This is a genomic window from Stenotrophomonas sp. Bg11-02 (assembly GCF_002836635.1).
Lineage (GTDB): Bacteria > Pseudomonadota > Gammaproteobacteria > Xanthomonadales > Xanthomonadaceae > Stenotrophomonas > Stenotrophomonas lacuserhaii.
Window position 1 is genome coordinate 86543 of sequence record NZ_PJAY01000050.1, and the last position, 17904, is coordinate 104446.

The 17904-nt window shown below is 67.0% G+C and carries 12 protein-coding genes; 5 read left to right on the forward strand and 7 right to left on the reverse strand.

The window, feature by feature from the left end:
* Nucleotides 1–165 precede the first annotated feature (165 nt).
* From CXG43_RS04965 to CXG43_RS04975, 3 genes are all read left to right on the forward strand, one after another.
* Nucleotides 166–3057, forward strand: a complete 2892-nt coding sequence (locus CXG43_RS04965; protein WP_101098939.1) for an autotransporter outer membrane beta-barrel domain-containing protein — start codon at nucleotides 166–168, stop codon at nucleotides 3055–3057.
* A gap of 138 nt (nucleotides 3058–3195) precedes the next feature.
* Nucleotides 3196–4233 (forward strand): S41 family peptidase, encoded by a 1038-nt coding sequence (locus CXG43_RS04970; RefSeq protein WP_101098940.1) that lies wholly within the window; start codon nucleotides 3196–3198, stop codon nucleotides 4231–4233.
* Nucleotides 4234–4334: 101 nt separating this feature from the next.
* Nucleotides 4335–4769 carry an SseB family protein gene (locus CXG43_RS04975; protein ID WP_042614147.1) on the forward strand — a complete coding sequence of 145 codons (435 nt, stop codon included), beginning with the start codon at nucleotides 4335–4337 and terminating at the stop codon, nucleotides 4767–4769.
* Between the two features lie 37 nt (nucleotides 4770–4806).
* Here CXG43_RS04975 and CXG43_RS04980 read toward each other — a convergent pair whose 3' ends face one another.
* Nucleotides 4807–6027, reverse strand: a complete 1221-nt coding sequence (locus CXG43_RS04980; RefSeq protein ID WP_101098941.1) for a multifunctional CCA addition/repair protein — start codon at nucleotides 6025–6027, stop codon at nucleotides 4807–4809.
* 146 nt (nucleotides 6028–6173) lie between these two features.
* Nucleotides 6174–8150 (reverse strand): transglycosylase SLT domain-containing protein, encoded by a 1977-nt coding sequence (locus tag CXG43_RS04985; protein WP_101098942.1) that lies wholly within the window; start codon nucleotides 8148–8150, stop codon nucleotides 6174–6176.
* Nucleotides 8151–8416: 266 nt separating this feature from the next.
* On the opposite strand from CXG43_RS04985, the gene CXG43_RS04990 reads away from it, so the two are divergent.
* Nucleotides 8417–11233: a TonB-dependent receptor gene (locus CXG43_RS04990; protein ID WP_232767612.1), complete on the forward strand. Its 2817-nt coding sequence runs from the start codon at nucleotides 8417–8419 to the stop codon at nucleotides 11231–11233.
* 78 nt (nucleotides 11234–11311) lie between these two features.
* Here the strand turns inward: CXG43_RS04990 and fhuE are convergent, their stop codons facing one another.
* From fhuE to CXG43_RS05015, 5 genes are all read right to left on the reverse strand, one after another.
* Entirely contained in the window at nucleotides 11312–13471 is a 2160-nt protein-coding gene (gene fhuE / locus CXG43_RS04995) for a ferric-rhodotorulic acid/ferric-coprogen receptor FhuE (protein WP_198551399.1), read from the reverse strand.
* Between the two features lie 237 nt (nucleotides 13472–13708).
* Nucleotides 13709–14446 carry an endonuclease/exonuclease/phosphatase family protein gene (locus CXG43_RS05000; protein WP_191769632.1) on the reverse strand — a complete coding sequence of 246 codons (738 nt, stop codon included), beginning with the start codon at nucleotides 14444–14446 and terminating at the stop codon, nucleotides 13709–13711.
* A 52-nt stretch (nucleotides 14447–14498) separates the two neighbouring features.
* The gene (locus CXG43_RS05005) at nucleotides 14499–15320 is read right to left on the reverse strand and encodes a thiol:disulfide interchange protein DsbA/DsbL (protein WP_101098946.1); all 822 of its coding nucleotides are present in this window, start codon (nucleotides 15318–15320) and stop codon (nucleotides 14499–14501) included.
* A 100-nt stretch (nucleotides 15321–15420) separates the two neighbouring features.
* Nucleotides 15421–16068, reverse strand: coding sequence for a thiol:disulfide interchange protein DsbA/DsbL (locus CXG43_RS05010; protein WP_101098947.1), 648 nt, complete (start codon nucleotides 16066–16068; stop codon nucleotides 15421–15423).
* A 102-nt stretch (nucleotides 16069–16170) separates the two neighbouring features.
* Complete coding sequence (locus tag CXG43_RS05015; RefSeq protein WP_101098948.1) at nucleotides 16171–16968, reverse strand: c-type cytochrome; 798 nt, start codon at nucleotides 16966–16968, stop codon at nucleotides 16171–16173.
* Nucleotides 16969–17092: 124 nt separating this feature from the next.
* Here CXG43_RS05015 and yihA point away from each other — a divergent pair, with 124 nt between their 5' ends.
* On the forward strand, nucleotides 17093–17692 hold the full coding sequence (gene yihA, locus CXG43_RS05020) for a ribosome biogenesis GTP-binding protein YihA/YsxC (RefSeq protein ID WP_101098949.1): 600 nt from the start codon (nucleotides 17093–17095) through the stop codon (nucleotides 17690–17692).
* The last annotated feature ends 212 nt before the right edge of the window (nucleotides 17693–17904 follow it).

Genomic DNA, 17904 nt, shown 5'->3' on the forward strand with positions numbered 1-17904 from the left:
TCCGGGACAACCGCCGCATCCAGGCGGACACGGCATGGGTGTCGGGGCCGATACATCCAGCGGCATTTCGTGTCTTCCGATCATGATGATGGAGAACGTCCCTTGCACCCTCCCGCACCTTCCCGGCTTGCATTCAGCATCTCAGATCTCCTTCACTCGCGGGCCATGGCAGGCACCGCGCTGCTGCTGGTCACGCTCAATGCGAGTGCCGACTGCATCACTATAGGCACCAGCACGGTCTGCGACGCGGCCCCGCCCACGCCGTGGACCAGCACGCTGGGTACCGGCAGCAACGCCACCGCAAGCGGCTCGGTACGACTGCTGGCCGGCGCGGTGGTCGATGTGGGCAACGCCGATGCCGTGGTGATGGGCGAAGGGGACGACCTGGTCGACCTCTCCGGGGCCATCATCGGCAATGTCGCCCAGGGCGGTGGCAACGACACCGCCATCCTGCGTGCGGGAGGCAGCATCAGCGGCACGTTGGCGCAGGGTGCCGGCAATGACCGGCTGGAGCTGCGGGGAGGTACGCTGACAGGCGCGGCCACGCAGGGCAGCGGTGACGATGTGGCGGTGATAAGTGCGGGCAGCCTCGCTTCGCTGGACCAGGGCGACGGTGCCGACAGCCTGCAGGTCAGCGGTGGCAGCATCACCGGCACCGTGCAGCAGGGCAACGGCATCGACAGCTTCCTGATGACCGATGGCAGCCTCGGGGCGCTGCTGCAGGGAGACAATTTCGATTCGTTCCGCATGACCGGTGGCCGCATCGTCGGGGCGTTCGAAGATGGCGACTACGCCGAAATGACCGGCGGTCGCATCGGCCGGGTCAACATGAAGCTGGACAACAACGTGTTCGACATGTCCGGCGGCACCATCGATGGCAACCTGGTCACCGGCTTCGGCCGCGACACGATCATCCTGTCCGATGGCTACATCGGCGGCAACATCAGTGTCAGTGGCGGCGATGACAGGGTGACCCTTACCGGCGGCACGGTGCGCGGCGAAATCCGCATGAGCGTGGGCAACGACGTCCTCGATTGGAGTGGTGGCGGGGTTGTGCACGACCTCATCGACATGGGCGAGGGCGACGACACCGCGCGACTGTCCGACCTCAACGAATCGCACCTCGGCGCGGTGCCGCGGCTGGACGGAGGCAGCGGCACCGACGCGCTGGCGATGGACAACGTCAAGACCTCCGCGGTAGCGCGCTACACCGGCTGGGAACGCATCGCGCTGGCCAACGACAGCCAGATGACGTTCGATGGCGCGTTGGTGCTGGGCGATGCGGGCACCACCACCGGGGCGCTGGATATCGATGCCACCAGTGCGTTGTTTTCCAGCGGGGCGAACGGCGTATCCGCCTTCGCTGCCGGGTCGTTGGCAAGCGTGCTCAATGCCGGGCGCATCGACATGAGCAGCAATGATGCGCCCGGCGATGTGTTCACCATCAACGGCAACTACACCGGCAACGGCGGTGGCCTGTACCTCAACACCGTGCTGGGCGATGACAGCTCGGCCAGTGACCGCCTGGTGATCGCCGGTGGCGCCGGTACCGGCACCACCGGTATCGGCGTGATCAACGCCGGTGGCGCCGGCGGGGCGACGATCGCCGATGGCATCCTGCTGGTGCAGGCAGGCAACGGCGCCACCACCAGCGCGGAGGCCTTCGCGCTGTTCTCGCCGGTGGCTGCCGGTGCCTACGAGTACTTCCTGTTCAAGGGCGGCGTCAGCGGCGGCACCGCTGAAAACTGGTACCTGCGCTCGACCCTCGTGGCAAGCGCGGATCCTGCCCCGGCGCCTGCGCCGACCACACCGCCACTGCCGGAGCCGCCGCCGCCGGAAGACCTCGGCACGCCGCCCTCGGTCCTGCCGCCGGCGCCACCGCCGCCGCCCGATGTGCCGGTCGATCCGGGTGCGCCGGATCCGGACCCGGTGGCGCCCGAACCGGCACCGCCGGCACCGCCAGCGGAGCCGGAGCCGGTCGACCCGCCGGATCTTACCCCGCCGCCGCCGGTGCCCGATGAGGTCGCCGTGGTGCCCGGCCCGCTGGCCAGCCCGCCCACGCCCGGCGCGCGCCCGTCGCAGGCCGAGGTGACCCCGATCTACCGGCTGGAAACACCGGCGTACACGGTGGTTCCGTCGCTGCTGCGCACGGTATCGCAGGCCTCGCTGGGAACCTTCCACGAGCGCCAGGGCGAACAGCGCCTGCTGGCGGGCGAGGGCGTCGCGCGCGCCGCCTGGGGCCGCTTGATCGGCAGCAGCGAGGAGCAGCACTGGAACGGCGATGCGCTGACCGGCTTCGACGGCGACCTGCAGGGACTGCAGGCCGGCATCGACCTGCATGCCAGCGACGCTGGTACCCTCCGCAGCCAGTGGGGCGTATTCGTCGGCCGCACCCGCGCCACCGGGCGCATCACCGGCCTGGCGCTGGGCTGGGAGAACGTGCACGTGGGCCAGACCCGGCTGGATGACAAGCACGTGGGGCTGAGCTGGACGGGTGTCGGCACTGCCGGTGGCTACCTGGATGCGGTGGTGATGCAGAGCCGTTACCGCGGGCAGGCGTGGTCGACCCGCGGGCTGGGCATCGACGTCCGCGGCGATGGCACCAGTGCCTCGCTGGAAGCGGGCAAGCCGCTGCTGCGCCTGGGGCAGTCGTCGTGGTGGCTGGAACCGCAGCTGCAGGTCATCTGGCAGCGGCAGTCGCTGGACGATGCGGCCGACGCGGTGGCGGCGATCCGCTTCGGTGCCGACAACGCCTGGACCGGCCGTATCGGCCTGCGCCTGGCCGGCGATCATGGACTGGCCGACAACGGCTGGCAGCCGTATTTCAAGCTCAATTACTGGAAGACCCTGGACGGTGACAACCGCGTGGACTTCGGCAGCAACCGCATCGTGGCGGGGCAGGAGACCAGCGCGTGGGAAGTCGGCGTGGGCGTGGTAGGGCGATTCAACCGCAACGTGAGCGCGTACGCAGTGGCTGATTACACGCGTGACCTGGAGGACCGCAACCGCGAACGCAGGAGCGTGGAGGGGAATATCGGCCTGCGCTTCGACTGGTGAGGCATTCCGCCGGGCACGGCCCGGCGTTGCCATGGGCATATCGGTAGCGCCGAGCCATGCTCGGCGGGATCCCCCAGCCATCGCGGTCCCGCCCTGCGTTCACGTATCATCCGGCTTCCTCTACATGGATGTAGCGCGATGGCCGGTAGGCATGCGTGGGTGGTTGCGATGATGCTGGTGCCTGCCGCCGCGCAGGCGGTGGACCTTCCTTCCGCCGAATCACAGGCGAAGATGCTTGACCTGATGGAACAGCGGGCGCTGTACCGCCAAGCCGTGGACTGGGAGGCCGTGCGCGCCGATATCGCCCGCGCGCACGGCGATCCCGCACGGGTGCGCTCCTTGCTGGATGCCGCCATCCAGCGCAGTTCAAAGGGCCATGGACGCTGGTTGGCCACCGACACCGTGCAGCTGCCCGTGCCGCTCGACGCGGTGCCTGGCGCGGGCACCGCAGCAGGGCGCGGCGTGCTGCCTGCCACGCTGGATCGCCGGCTTGGCTGGGTAGCGGTCGACCGTTTTTCCCCGGCCCTGGCCAGCTCCCCGGCCGAGCAGGCGCGGCAGTCGGTGCAGCGCGCGGTGGACCTGCAGCGGCGCGTGCGCGATGGCGATTCGAGCCCGCGCTGTGGTTGGATCGTCGACCTGCGCAACAACAGCGGCGGCAACATGTGGCCGATGCTGCTGGGCGTGGAGCCGCTGCTGCGGATCCCCGGCGATGGCATCCAGGTGCTTGGCATGCTGCGTGGCGCGGGGCCGAATGTGCCGTGGGAATCGCACGACGGCACGCTGATGGTCAAAGGCCGTCCCATGCTCGGGTTTGGCCAGGCCGGATACCGCCTGCGTGAGCCGGGCGCGCCGGTGGCCGTGCTGCTGGGAGAACGCACGGCCAGTTCCGGCGAAGCCACGGCGTTGGCCTTTCGTGGGCGTCCGGATTCGCGCAGCTTCGGCGCGCCGACCGCCGGCTTTGCCACCTCCAACTCCTCCATCCGCCTGCCCGATGGCACTCTTTTCCTGCTGACCGACACGCTGATGGCCGACCGCAATGGCGTGGGCGATGGTGGACCGATCGTGCCGGACCAGGTCACCGACGGCGATGCCGCGACGCTGGCCGCGGCCCAGCGTTGGCTGCTCTCGCAACCGGGCTGCGTCGCACAGGCCAAGGTGGCTCCGCGTGCTGGGTGAGGTCATCGGCGCGGGGGGCGCCAGTCCACAGGATGACAACGTCACGGCCTGTTAAAGTCGCGGTATCGATCACGCGTGTCAGCACGCAACCAGGAGTAACCGTGGAAGCCGAAGCCCCCTTTGAACCGCTGAACGATCTGGAAGTGCGCCTGGTGCAGGCGCAGGACGGCACCCTGCAGGCGCCGGCGTTCCTGGACAGCCTGCTGGGCGACCAGGTGTTCGTGCTGCTGGACAAGCCGGTCGGCCCGGACGCGGACTGGGATGAATCGATCAATCCGCTGGTACTGACCAGCGAAGCGGACGAGCCGATGTTCGCGATCTTCTCCGCCGTCGAACGTGCCAGCGCGTGGAGCGAACAGTTGCCGCAGTTCGAGAACGCCCTGCAGGTGGAAGTGCGCTGGCTGCTGAGCGCGATTTCCGATGGCGTCGGCATCGTGCTCAATCCCGGTTTCGACCTGGGCATGGAGATGATTCCCGATGCGGTGGTGCAGTTGAAGCAGCGCGCCGACGCCTTCACCCGCGGCGAAGCCCGCTGAGGATCGCCGCTGGCCGGTGCTGGCCGGTGCTGGCGGCTCAGCGTGCCGCCGCAATCGCTGCGATGCGCGCCCTGGCCAGCGCCTGGCCGATCGCCGGGCCCTGCAGGTGGGTGGTGTCCAGGTCACGGGCCTGCACGGACAACGCAGCCTGGTGCAGGCGCTTGAGGGTTTCGGCCTGCGGGTAGTCGCCTTCTTCGAAGCCGAGCCGGCCGCGCTTGTCCGCTTCGCAGCACAGCGCGATGCGGGCGATGCGCTCCGGTCGTCGCAGCGCATCGCAGCGGCCCAGCAGCTCCAGTACGGTGGCATCGCGCAGCTCGTCGATGCGATGCACGTTGAGGTGCTCGCGGCATACGGCCTCGGCCAGCTGCTGGTGCTCGGCCGGTACCTTCAACCGCGCGCACAGCGCCTTCAGCGGCTTCAACCCTCGCTGCTCGTGCATGATGTGGCGCGGCCATTCTTGCTGGGGAGTCAGCGCCTTGCCCAGGTCGTGGGTGAGCGCGGCGAAGCCGACCAGATCATCGCCCGGTGCCAGTCGCGCGGCCATGTCGCTGACCATTTCCTGGTGCACGCCGGTATCCACCTCCGGGTGGTACTCCGCGCGCTGGGGCACGCCGTACAGTGCGTCCAGCTCGGGCAGGATCGGCGCCAGCGCGTGCGCATCGTGCAGCGTGCGCAGGAAGGCTGACGGACGCTCCGATGCCAGCGCACGACGCAGTTCCTGCCAGACGCGTTCGGGCACCAGCGCGTCGAGCTCGCCACTGGCGGCGACATCGCGCATGAGTGCCATGGTTTCATCGGCGATGGTGAAGCCCAGCGGGGCGAAGCGGGCCATGAAGCGCGCCGCACGCAGCACCCTCAGGGGATCTTCGACGAAGGCCGGACCGACGTGGCGCAGCACGCGGTTCTCGATATCGTCGACACCGCCATACGGATCGACCAGGGTGCCGCTGTCTTCGTCGCAGGCAATCGCGTTGATGGTGAAATCGCGCCGCTGCAGGTCTTCTTCCAGCGTGACCGATGGATCGGCATCGACCACGAAGCCGCGGTAACCGCGGCCGGATTTGCGTTCGGTGCGGGCAAGGGCGTATTCCTCGCCGGTGTCCGGATGCAGGAACACGGGGAAGTCGCGCCCGACCGCCCGGAAGCCCTGGGCTTCCATCTGCGCGGGCGTGGCGCCGACCACCATCCAGTCGCGGTCACCGGCGGGGCGCTGCAGCAGGCGGTCGCGCACCGCGCCGCCGACGAGATAGATCTTCATGGCCCCCATGATACGGCGGGTTCGCCGCAGGTAGTGACGGCCGCTGGCCGTCACGCTTCTGCCTGCCGCTGCGCGCGCCGAGCATGGCTCGGCGCTACCCCGCCTTCGGTAGTGACGGCCGCCGGCCGTCATGCTTCTGCCGCAGCTCAGTCCGCCTTGGCACCCGCCGCGGCGGTGCAGGTGAACTTCTTGCGGGTGTCCACCAGCTTGCCCATCAGGCGGTCGCTCAGCGGCAGCGCATCGCCGTTGAGGCGCCAGTCGTAGATCACGCTGAAGGCCAGCACGCGGGCCACGTACTCGCGGGTTTCCTTGTAGCTGATGGTCTCGATCCACAGGTCCGGATCAAAGCCGGGGCGCTGGGTCTGCCAGCGCGCCGTGGGCGTGGGACCGGCGTTGTACGCGGCGATGGTGACGTAGGGCAGGCCGTCGTACTTGTTCATCAGTTGGCGCAGGTAGGCGGTGCCGATGGCGATGTTGGTGTCCGGGTCGTACAGGCTGGCGGCCCCGCCGTAGGTGGTCAGCCCGATGTTCCTGGCGACCGCAGCGCCGGTGGTGGGCAGAACCTGCATCAGGCCCATGGCGTTGGCGGGCGAGCGCGCATTGGGGCTGAAGATGCTCTCGGCACGGATTTCCGCCGCCACCCAGGCCGGGTCGATCGCATTGCGTGCGGCCTCACGCCGGATGCTGCCGTCGTGATGCAGCGGGAAGCGCAGGTGGTACAGCCGCTGTTCGTCCGGCTGCTTGCCGAGGGAGAACACCGCGCGATCGAACCAACCGTTTTCCTGTGCCACTTCCACCGCCAGGCGGCGCTGGGTGTCGTCGAACTTGGCCAGCGCGCTGTTCCACTCCGCCGTTGCCCAGCTGGCGCGGTCGATGCGGTACAGCTCCATCGCACGCACGATGGCCGGATCACGCGACACGGCCGCACGCGCCGATGCACTGTCGTTGGGCTTCCACGGACACAGCATGTACGGCTGTTCCAGCTTGTCGGCGGCCAGGAAACCATGGAAGGTCGGCGAGCTGGCGGCGCGCGCGAATACCGGCTTGGCCTGCGCGGTCTGGCCGGTCTTTTCCAGCATGCGGGCTTCAAAATAGGTCCAGCGCGAGTCCGCCCGTTGGGTCGGGCCCATCTTGCGGATCGCGGCCAACGTGGCCGGCCAGTCACCGCGCGACATCGCCTCGCGCACGCGCCATTCGTGCAGGCGTTCGTCATACGCCGAATCCGGTACGGCGTTGAGCCGGCGCGCGGAATCGGGCAGGTAGGAGGCCACCGTCCACAGCGCGATCTGGTAGCGCACCTGGGCCTGCTGGTCCGCGCTCAGGCCCAGCGCCTGCGCGTACTGCGGCAGCTGCTGTTCGGTGGCGTCGGGATTGGCCTTGGCCAGCTTCTGCAGGCCATCGGTGGCAATGCGGCGGCTGCGTTCGTTGCGTGGCCAGTTCAGGGCCTTGGCACTGGGTGCATCGACAAAGGAGGCGTAATCGGTGGCCAGGGCGAGGTCGGCCGCGGGCAGGCCGCGCGCGGCGCTGCGCATCACCGCCGGCTGTCCGGCATCGGCGGCGGCGTCCACGCGCTCCCAGCGCAATGCGTCGGTCATGCCGCCCTGGGTCTGCAATACGGCGAACACCGCATCGCAGCCATCGGGCAGCGACTTGCCGGCCTTGCGCCACAGGTCCTGCGCCTCGCTCGTCCACTGCGCATCGGCCTTGCCGGTGGCTTGGCGCGCGGTCAGCTGGGCACAGCGCAGGCCGACGTTCTCAGTCGGGGCCCAGTTGGCCAGCAGGGTCGACCAGTCCTGGCGGCGTGCGACCGCCGGCAGCCACACGCTGCGGAACGTGGAGGCCACGGCCTGGCCGTCGTAGCGCTTGAGGAAGGCCTGGGCCTGGTCGTTGCTGACCGTTTCGATGTTGCGTCGCAGGTTGGCATATTCCAGCCAGCCGTAGGCCGGGTTGCGGCTCAGGGTGCCGGCCTGGGCCGCATTGAACTGGCCGCGCTCGGCATCGGCGATGGCCGCTTTAAGCTGCGCACGCTGGGCATCGGAGGACTGGGCAGAAGCCGGGGATACGGCAGGCAGCAGGGCAGCCAGCGCGATCAGGGACAGGGCAGGGCGAGAGTGTCGAGTCATCCGGGGAGCATAGCCGCTGACGCCTGAATTCTGCTGTTCACGTGACCGCGTCGGGTCTTGCCAGCCATCGCATCTCCCAAGTGGGTTTTGTGCAGCCGAGGTGAAAGCGAGGACCAGGTCACGCCGTATGTTTTACAAGTTGTTTACAACTAGGACGCTGTGTGATTTCCGCAGTTGATTAGCACGCCCATCTGGAGAGAGAGAAGCGAATGAACAACCTGCATTACCGCCCGTTGGCGGTCGCCGTATCCCTGTGCGTCGGCCTGATGTCCTCCGTCAGCGTCATGGCGCAGGAGACCCCTCGTGTCGCCACTGACCTGGATCGTGTTGAAGTGACCGGGTCGCGCATCAAGCGTGCCGAGGTCGAAGGCCATCTACCGATCCAGACCCTCACCCGCACTGAAATCGAACGCACCGGCCTGACCTCCATCGGCGAGGTGCTGCAGCAGCTCACCGGATCGGGCTCGGCGCTGAATGCCAAGTTCAACTCGTCGGGCAACTTCGGCTTCCCGCCCGATGGCAGCGGCGTAGGGGCCGGCTCGGCACAGGTTGATCTGCGTCACCTCGGCGCCAAGCGCGTGCTGGTGCTGGTTGACGGCATCCGCTGGGTCAACGAATCGTCCGCCTCCGGCGTCGGCTCGGCGACCGATCTGAACACCATTCCGCTGGCCATCGTCGAACGCATCGAAGTGCTGGAAGACGGCGCATCGTCGTTGTACGGCTCCGATGCCATCGCCGGTGTGGTCAACATCATCACCCGCCGCAATTTCGATGGCGCCCAGGTGACGATGAACTACGGCGAGTACAGCAAGGGCGATGGCACGCAGAAGGGCATCGACCTGGCCTGGGGCACGCAGGGCGACCGTTACAGTCTGTTCCTGGGAGCCAGTTATACCAAGCAGGATCCGGTGTATGCGCGGACCCGTGAGCAGTCGCGCTTCCCGGTTCCGGGCACTGGCTTGACGTTCGGCAGCGGTGGCATTCCGCAGGGGCGCTTCCGCTTCATCGATCCCAACACCGGCGCCGTGCAGGACCTCGTGCCGAACAACGGTGCCAGCACCCCCAACTACGATGGCAGCGCCGGGTGCAGCCGCAGTGATGATTACCACTGCTTCACCACCGCAGACCGCTTCAACTTCGCTGAATACAACCTGTTGTTGACTCCATCCGAGCGCAAAGGTGTCTTCGGTCAGTTCCGCTTTGACATCACCGATAACCTGCAGTGGTACGTCAAGGCGCTGAGCAACCGCCGTGAATCGACCAACCAGGCCGGCCCCGAGCCGCTGTTCTTCGGCCCTGATGGCGCCACCGGCAACCCGCTGGCAGACAACATCACCATCTCGGCATTGAATCCGTTCAACCCCTTCGGCTTCGATCTTGTTTCCTCGGACAACATGCAGTTCATTGGCCGACGCCCGGTGGAAGGCGGCGCGCGTGTGTTTGAGCAGGAGGTCAATACCAGCTACTTTGCCACCGGGCTGGTGGGTGATTTCGAAGCCGCGGACCGCAGCTGGTTCTGGGACGTCAACGGCATGTACAGCAAGAACAAGGCCGAGCAGACCAACTACGGCAGCTACAACATCTTCAACATCGCCACCGCACTCGGCGACCCGGCGGTATGCGCATCTACGCCTGGCTGCGTGCCGTTGAACATCTTCGGCGGTGTAGGCAGCATCACCCCCGAGATGCTTCAGTGGATCCAGCCGGTGGTGCGTGACCGCAGCCAGAACGAGCTGAGCCTGTTCACTGCCAACCTCTCCAGCGAGCTGTTCACCCTGCCTGCCGGCCCGGTAGCGTTCGCCACGGGCTACGAGTACCGCAAGTACGAGGGTTCCTATCAGCCCGATCCGCTGACCGTGATCGGCCATTACAACGGCGTCCCGTCACTGCCGACGTCCGGTTCCTACGACGTCAACGAAGCCTACCTGGAGCTGAGCATCCCGATCTTCGCCAAGAGCGCGCTGGGCGAGAAGCTGGACCTGAGCCTGGCGGGACGTTACTCGGACTACTCCACCTTTGGTGGAGAGTTCACGCCGAAATATGGCCTGCGCTGGCAAGTGACCGATGACTTCGTGCTGCGTACCAGCTATGCCGAAGGCTTCCGCGCGCCGTCCATCGGAGAACTGTACGGTTCGGCCGCACGCGCTGACCTGCAGATCTTCGATCCGTGCTCGATCGGCCTGGGCGGCGATGCACCACGCGGCAATGCAGCCAACTGCGCCGCGCTCGGCGTGCCGACCGGCTTCCAGTCGGCGAACTCGCAGATCTCGGTCACCACCGGCGGCAACATCGAGCTGGATCCGGAGCATTCGCGCAGCTTCAGTGCCGGCTTCGTCTGGAGCCCGTGGTTTGCCAACAATACCGAATGGTCCGAGCGCTTCGACGTGGAAGTGACGTTCTACCGCCACACCATCGAGGGCGCCATCCAGGCCATCAACGCGCAGACCCAGCTGGACCTGTGCGTGGATTCACTGGACCCGCTGTACTGCAACGGCATCACCCGCGCCAACACCGGTGCGATCAGCAGCTTCAACAACCGCCTGACCAACCTCGGTTCGATCAAGACCGATGGCTGGGACGTGGATCTGTTCTACACCCTGCCGCAGACCGACATCGGTCAGTTCAAGCTGGGCTGGCAGAACACCTTCGTTGGCCGTTACGAGGCACTCGGCGCGGCCGGCCAGCGGCAGCCGCAGGAGCCGGGCGTGGAGGTGGCGGATAGTTCAATCCCGGAATGGACCAGCAATGCCAGCGTATCGTGGGCGCTGGACAACTGGAATGCCTCGTGGACGGTGCGGCACATCTCCGAGCTCACTGAACAGTGCGGCGACGCCTCCGCCTTCCCGATCTGCAGTGACCAGGTCGCTGGTACCAACAAGCTGGCCGCCACCACCTTCCATGACATGCAGGTGGGCTACAAGGTGGACTGGATGAAGGGCCTGCAGCTGAGCCTGGGACTGAACAACGTGTTCGACAAGGATCCGCCGATCTGCCTGTCGTGCTCGTTGAACGGCTACGACGCTTCCACGTATGACATCCCGCGTGGACGTTACTGGTACGCAAGGGCGGACCTGCGCTTCTAAAGCAGTAAGGGGCGGATCTTTCGATCCGCCCCTGCTCTACATCGGTGGGTGACGACCGTTGGTCGTCACTTGCCAGACTCAGAAGTTGTAGGTGAACGTCAGCGAGCCGTTACGCCCATCGCCATACGCGCCATATCCGTTGATCTGCGAGAAGTACTGCTTGTCCAGCAGGTTGTTGAGGTTGGCCTGCACGCTGAACTCCGGCGAGAGGCGGTAGCGCACGAAGGCACTGACCAGCGCGTAGCCGTCCTGCTCGATGCGGCCGTAAGCCGGCACCGGGTAGTAGATGCCGTTCTGCCAGTTGGCACCACCACCCACGGTCAGCGCGGTCAGCGACTGCGGGGTGTAGCTGGTGAACAGCTTGATCGTGGTCTGCGGCAGGTTGGTGTTGATGTTGGCGTCGTTGATGTCCTTGGCCACGTAGCGCGACGCACCGAAGGTGGCATTCCAGCCTGGGGCCAGCTCACCATTGAGCTCGAACTCGAAACCACGGCTCACCGTGCCGCGGGCGGCGACGTAGGCAAACTCGCCCGGGCGGCTGGGGATCGGCTCGCTGGTGACCTGCGCCACGTTGTCCTGTTCGATGCGGAAGGCCGCGACCGAGGCGTTCAGGCGATTGTCGAACCACGCACCCTTGACGCCGATCTCGTAGCTCTTGCCGTCCACCGGATCCAGGTAGCCGCCGCTGCGGTCGCGCGCGGTCTGCGGCTGGAAGATCTCCGTGTAGCTGGCGTAGGTGGAGTAGGTGTCGTTGATGTCGAACACCAGGCCCGCGTAAGGCGTGGTGACCGTGTGCGAGCGGTCGTCGCCTTCGCCTTCACTCTTCCAGTCGGTGTATCGGGCGCCGAGGATCAGCTTGAGCGGATCGGCCAGTGACAGGCGCGTGGCGGCATAGCCGGCCTTCTGGGTGATGGTGCCTTCGCTCTGCAACGGCAGGGTGGCCGCCCAGTTAGGCTCCGGGAAGCTGCCCACGCCGGCCAGATAGTTGTCCAGCGGCGCCCAGCCGACCTGGTAGTCGCCGTAATTGGCGAACTCGCGCTTGTTGTAGCTCAGGCCGGCCATGAACTGGTGCTCGCGGCCGAACAGCTGGAACGGGCCTTCCACGAAGCCGTCCACTGCGTTGACCTTGCGCTCGGTGTTGTAGAAACCGGCCGAGGGCGTCACGCCGGCGCCAGTGTTCCTGTCCAGCAGCGAGGCGCCGGTGGTCCAGTCGTTGTAGGCCGGGTAGAACAGCTTGTCGTCGGCCTTGGTGGTGTCATGCGTCGCGCCGAGCTTGACCTTCCAGTCGTTGGCGAAGGCATGTTCCAGCGTGGCGAACGCACGCTTGCTGGTGGTATCCCAGTAGGTCCAGCCCGGGTTGGCGCTGAACGATTCGTCAAACGGGGTCGGGCTGCCGTCGGAGAACAGCATCGGGAAGCCGCCCCAGGTCGCGCCGTTGGCGCGCTTCTGCTGGTAGTCGTAGCCCACGCTGAGCTGGGTGTCCGGGGTCAGGTCGGCATCGATGACCGCATAGCCCAGCGTCTTGTGCTGGTTGTAGCGGTCCATCTGCGATTCGGTGTCAAGGTAGCTGCCGATCACGCGCGCGCGCACCGAACCGCTGGCATTCAGCGGCGTGGTCACGTCCACGGTGCTGCGGGTGCGGCCCCAGCTGCCGACGTTGACCGACACGTTGCCGGTCAGTTCGGCGCTGTCGGCGTGCTTGCGGATCAGGTTCACCGAAGCCGACGGATTGCCGGCGCCGCTCAGCAGGCCGGTCGCGCCGCGGACCACTTCCACGCGGTCGTACAGGGCCAGGTCCAGGCCCGAATCGCCGTAGCTCCAGTTCTGCACCATCTGGGTGGGCAGCCCGTCGAACTGGTAACTGTCGATGTAGAAGCCGCGCGCGTAGAACTCGGTGCGCTCGGTGTCGGACTGGGTGCTGCTGACGCCGGTGGTGTTGGCCAGCACGTCGATGATGTCGTCGAGGTTCTGGTCCTCGATGCGCTGGTGGCTGATGATGCTGACCGACTGCGGAATCTCGCGCGGGGCCAGGTCGAAGCGCGTGCCGGCCGAGGTGCGGCGGACCGAATACCCTTCGGCGCGCTCACCCTTGACCACGATGCCATCCAGCGTGGTGGCGGCGCTGCCATCGGGCGTGGCGGTGTTCTGCGCGAACGCAGGTGCGGCAGCCAGGCTGCACAGGGCAACCATCAGGGCCTGCGGCAGGCGGCGCAGGGCGAGAGGGGCGGGACGGGTCATCGGCATCAACCAGGCAGGTCGCTACAGGCGCCTGGCCGGGGATCCATGGTGGCCAGGCGGAGCGGGAAGTGGGGGAGAGCTAAGGCGCGTCCGCACCATCCTGTGCGATCACGATCACACTATGATAATGGGACTGATTCGCATCTTCAATGGCAGAAAAAAGGGGACGGAGGGGATTAAGTCGTTTTCGGCTCGCTTGCTCGGCCGAAAACGACTTAATCCCCTCCGTCCCCTTTTTCAGCGCAGCGCGCTGGCCGGGACGTCGATCGACATGGCCAGCGCCAGGTGATCGGAGAACGCTGCGGGCACGGCTTCGATGCTGCGCTGCTGCAGGTTGCTGCTGACCAGGATGTGGTCGATGGCCCGGTCCGGTCGCCAACTGGGGAAGGTGGGCACTACGCAGCCGGGGGGCTGCAGGGTGGTCTTCTGGTACAGCACCTGCATTTCCGGGCGTTCGGCCAGGCAGTTGAAGTCGCCCATCAGCACTGCGTTGGGGTGGTCGGACAGCATCTCGGCGATGAACGAGAGCTGCGACAGCCGCGACCCGGCGCCCAGCGAAAGATGCGCCACGGCCACCGCCAGCCCGTCGGCACCATCGCCGAACTTGGCCAGCAGCACGCCGCGCCCGCCGATCCGGCCGGGCAGGGCGTGGTCCTGCACTTCCACCGGTTCCAGTCGGCTCAGCAGGCCGTTGGCCGAGGAGGCCACCCCGCCCATGCGCCGGTTCGGCTGATGGCTCCAGTAATTGAAGCCAGCGCGTTCGGCCAGGTAGTGGGTCTGGTTGGTGAAGCCCGAGCGCAGGCTGCCCGGGTCGGCTTCCTGCAGGCCGACGATGTCGTGCCCGCGGGCCAGCGTGGCGATCGCATCCAGGCTGCTGCGCTTGCGACCCGCCGGCAGCGCATGTGACCAGCTGCGGGTCACGTAGTCGCTGTAACGGCGGGTGCTCGAGCCGGCCTGGATATTGGCCGTCAGCAGGCGCAGGGTGCGTGATGTGGGGGAATTCACGACGGAATGCGCTTGTCCAGGATCAGTTGCCGGCCTTGGCCGCACGCTCACGCGCGATCAGGTGGTCGGCGATGCGCAGGTAGTCCGGGAAGGAGTTGCCCTTCACCAGGTACTTGCCGTTGATGATCAGCGACGGCGTGCCGGAGATCTTGCTGCGCTGGGCGAACTGCTTGGCGGCGTTGGTCTTGGCATTGACTGCGAAGCTGCTCATCGCGGCGCTGAACTGCTTGGCATCCACGCCATGCTTGCCGTAGAAGGCGGCGATGTCATCGACCGAATCACGGCCGCGCTCGCCCTTCAGGGTCTGCTCGGCGTGGATGGCGGCGTAGACGGCTTCATGGGTCTTCTCCTGCACGCCCAGGGTCTGCGCAGCGTAGAACGCACGCGCATAGTCGTCCCAGGTGCCGCCGAACATGGCCGGCACGTAGATGAAGTTCACATCACCCGGCAGGCCGGCCTTCCACGGGCCCACCAGCGGCTGGAACGCCGCACAGGCCGGGCAGACGTAGCCGAAGATCTCGACCACTTCGACCTTGCCTGCCACCGGCTGGAACGGTTGGCCGTTCTCGATCACCACGTAGTCGGTGCCGGCCACCGGTTCCGGACCGGTCAGGCGCATCGGCGCATCGTTGGCGGCCGCCGGTGCGGCTTCGCTGCCCGCCGCCTGCTCGGTGCCGGCAGCCTGTTCACTGGTGGCCGGTGCGGCGGCATCGGCTGCCGGAGCGGTTTCGGCGGCCGGGGTGGCTTCGGTCGGTGCTGCGACATTGGCGGTGCCGTCGTCGGCCTTGCAGGCAGCGAGGACAGGCAGCAGGGCCATCAGGGTCAGGGCGAAACGGGTCTTCATCAAAGCTTCTCCAGCAATGGTTGAGGCCGGCGTCGAGCGCCAGCCAGGAACGGATGATGACACGCAGGTGCATGGGCACCGCGTGTGGATGGCATGTGGTTCAGCGGGCCTTGCCGGAGCGGGCCTGTGCGATCAGCGCCGAGGCGATGCGCAGCTGGTCTTCGGCACTGTTGCCCTTGACCAGGAACTGGCCGTTGATGACCAGGCTGGGCGTGCCCGGAACCCGGGTGCGACGGGCGAAATCGCGCGCGGCGCTGACCTTGGCCTGCACCGCCTCGCTCTTCAGCGCGGCCACGTAGGCGGCCTCGGTTACGCCGTATTGCTTGTAGAAGGTCGCCAGTTCGTCGGCCGATACGTTCTGCATCGGCAGGCTGCGATCTTCGTGCAGGGCCTTGAACACCGCACCGTGGCTGCGCTTGGCGACGCCCAGCTGGTCGGCGGCGTAGTAGGCGGTGGCCCACGCATCCCACGGCCCGCCGAAGGCGGCCGGAACGGGGGTGAAGCGCACGTCCTTGGGCAGCTTGGCGACCCAGGCGACCAGCTGCGGTTCGAAGTGCGCGCAGTGCGAGCAGGTATAGCCGAACACTTCGACGACCTCGATCCTGCCGGCCAGCGGCTGGAACGGGCCGGGCTGGGCGATGCGCTCGTAATCGCGACCTTCCTGCAGGTCGGTCGCGGCGGGCGCGGCGGACAGGGCCAGCGGCAGCAACGCCAGCAGGGACAGCAACAGACGGGGAATCAACCTCATCGACACGCATCTCCATGAAAACAGTCGCCGGCGGGTGCCGGCGCGGAGATGAACATACCTCAGCCAGCGCCCGCGGGGGATACCGCAGGCGATCGACGGTCGTCAGGGAGCAGCGGTCGGCGCCGTTGCGGTGGCCTGCGCGGCGACATCGTCGGCGCGGTCGTGCAGGCCCTGCAGGTAACTGCCCAGCGCCTGGATTTCCTGCTCGGTGAGCTTGGATGCCACGCTGGCCATGATCTGGAAGTGGGTCTTGTCCGTCTCCCCGGTGCGGCCGGCCTGGTACTCCTGCAGGCGACGGGACACATAGCTGGCGTGCTGGCCGCCGATGTGCGGATAGGCGGGGCCGGGGTTGCCCGCGCCGGTCGGGCCGTGGCAGGCCATGCAGGCCGGCAGCCCGCGCGCCACGTCGCCGCCGCGATACAGCTGCTGGCCTATCTCGTAAAATTTCAGGCCTTTGTAGGGGCCATCGGCGACGACGGTGTCATCGGCGATCCCTGCGGCGCCCTTCTGGGTGGCGAAGAACGCGCCGATATCCCGCATGTCCTGTGCAGTGAGATCCTTGACGAAAGGCACCATGGCAACCGCCGCGCCCGAGGTGCGTTGCCCGGTGGCGATCAGTGCCATCTGCTGGGCGGAATAGCGTTCGCTCTGCCCGGCGATGCGGGGATACATCTCGATGCTCGCGTTGCCATCGGCGCCATGGCAGGCCGCGCAGGCGGCGGCCTTGGTCTGGCCGGCCTTGGCATCGCCCCATTGGGTCTTGCTGAAGTCGATTTCCAGCGATGCGGTCTGGATCGGGCCGTTGTCCGGCAGCGGGGTGATGCTGGTCTGCGCCCAGGCGGCAGCGCCCAGGATGGATATGGCGACAGCGGAAACGGCAATAACGCGAGCGTGGCGCATGCTAAAGCTCCGTTCTGGTCCGGCCAGGCCCTCCGCCCGGATACGCCGGATTATCAACGCCGGTTCATGGCACGGTCAAACAATGGTCGGGCGCGCGGCAGCGCAACATGCGATCCTATGCGCCATGTCTCTTCTCATCGAACGCGCGCACTACTTCGTTTCGGCCCACAACATGCGGCAGCTGCCGCCTGGTGAAGGTGCCGAAGTGGCGTTTGCCGGCCGCTCCAACGCCGGCAAGTCCAGTGCCCTGAACGCCCTTACCCGCCAGAACGCGCTGGCCCGTGTGTCCAAGACCCCCGGTCGTACCCAGCAGCTGGTGTTCTTCCGGGTCACCCCCGAAGCGCACCTGGTGGATCTGCCCGGCTACGGCTACGCCAAGGTGCCGCTGGACCTGCAGGCGCACTGGCAGGCCTTCATCGACCAGTACTTCCGCACCCGGCAAGCCCTGCGCGGCCTGGTGGTGGTGATGGACATCCGTCATCCGCTGAAGGAATACGACCGGCAGATGCTGTCCTATGCGGTGCAGCGCGGCCTGCCGGCGCATGCGTTGCTGACCAAGGCCGACAAGCTCAGCCGCAGCCAGCAGATGATCTCGTTGAACAAGGTCAAGAAGGAACTGCACGAGGCCTTCGGCGATACCGTCGGCGTGCAGGTGTTCTCCGGCGAAAGCCGGCTGGGCGTGGACGAAGCGCGCGGCATCATCGGCGGCTGGCTGGGTCTCTGACCCCGGCGCGGTAGTTTTGATGGGTGACGACCGTTGGTCTTGGTGGGTGACGACCGTTGGTCTTAGTGGGTGACGACCGTTGGTCGTCACGCTTGTGCCTGCCGCTGCGCTCGCCGAGCATGGCTCGGCGCTACCGGTCCTCGACCCCGCCCGGGTCCGCTGGCCGTCTGCTTCGGCGGTTGGCAGGCAACGACCGTTGGTCTTCGTGGGTG

Bases quoted from the DNA above. Each gene is read 5' to 3' on its own strand.
- CXG43_RS05015 (WP_101098948.1), bottom strand. From the start codon at position 16,968: ATGCGCCACGCTCGCGTTATTGCCGTTTCCGCTGTCGCCATATCCATC.
- CXG43_RS04970 (WP_101098940.1), top strand. From the start codon at position 3,196: ATGGCCGGTAGGCATGCGTGGGTGGTTGCGATGATGCTGGTGCCTGCC.
- CXG43_RS04980 (WP_101098941.1), bottom strand. From the start codon at position 6,027: ATGAAGATCTATCTCGTCGGCGGCGCGGTGCGCGACCGCCTGCTGCAG.
- CXG43_RS05010 (WP_101098947.1), bottom strand. From the start codon at position 16,068: ATGAGGTTGATTCCCCGTCTGTTGCTGTCCCTGCTGGCGTTGCTGCCG.
- CXG43_RS04965 (WP_101098939.1), top strand. From the start codon at position 166: ATGGCAGGCACCGCGCTGCTGCTGGTCACGCTCAATGCGAGTGCCGAC.
- CXG43_RS04990 (WP_232767612.1), top strand. From the start codon at position 8,417: ATGTCCTCCGTCAGCGTCATGGCGCAGGAGACCCCTCGTGTCGCCACT.
- CXG43_RS05005 (WP_101098946.1), bottom strand. From the start codon at position 15,320: ATGAAGACCCGTTTCGCCCTGACCCTGATGGCCCTGCTGCCTGTCCTC.
- yihA (WP_101098949.1), top strand. From the start codon at position 17,093: ATGTCTCTTCTCATCGAACGCGCGCACTACTTCGTTTCGGCCCACAAC.
- CXG43_RS04985 (WP_101098942.1), bottom strand. From the start codon at position 8,150: ATGACTCGACACTCTCGCCCTGCCCTGTCCCTGATCGCGCTGGCTGCC.
- fhuE (WP_198551399.1), bottom strand. From the start codon at position 13,471: ATGACCCGTCCCGCCCCTCTCGCCCTGCGCCGCCTGCCGCAGGCCCTG.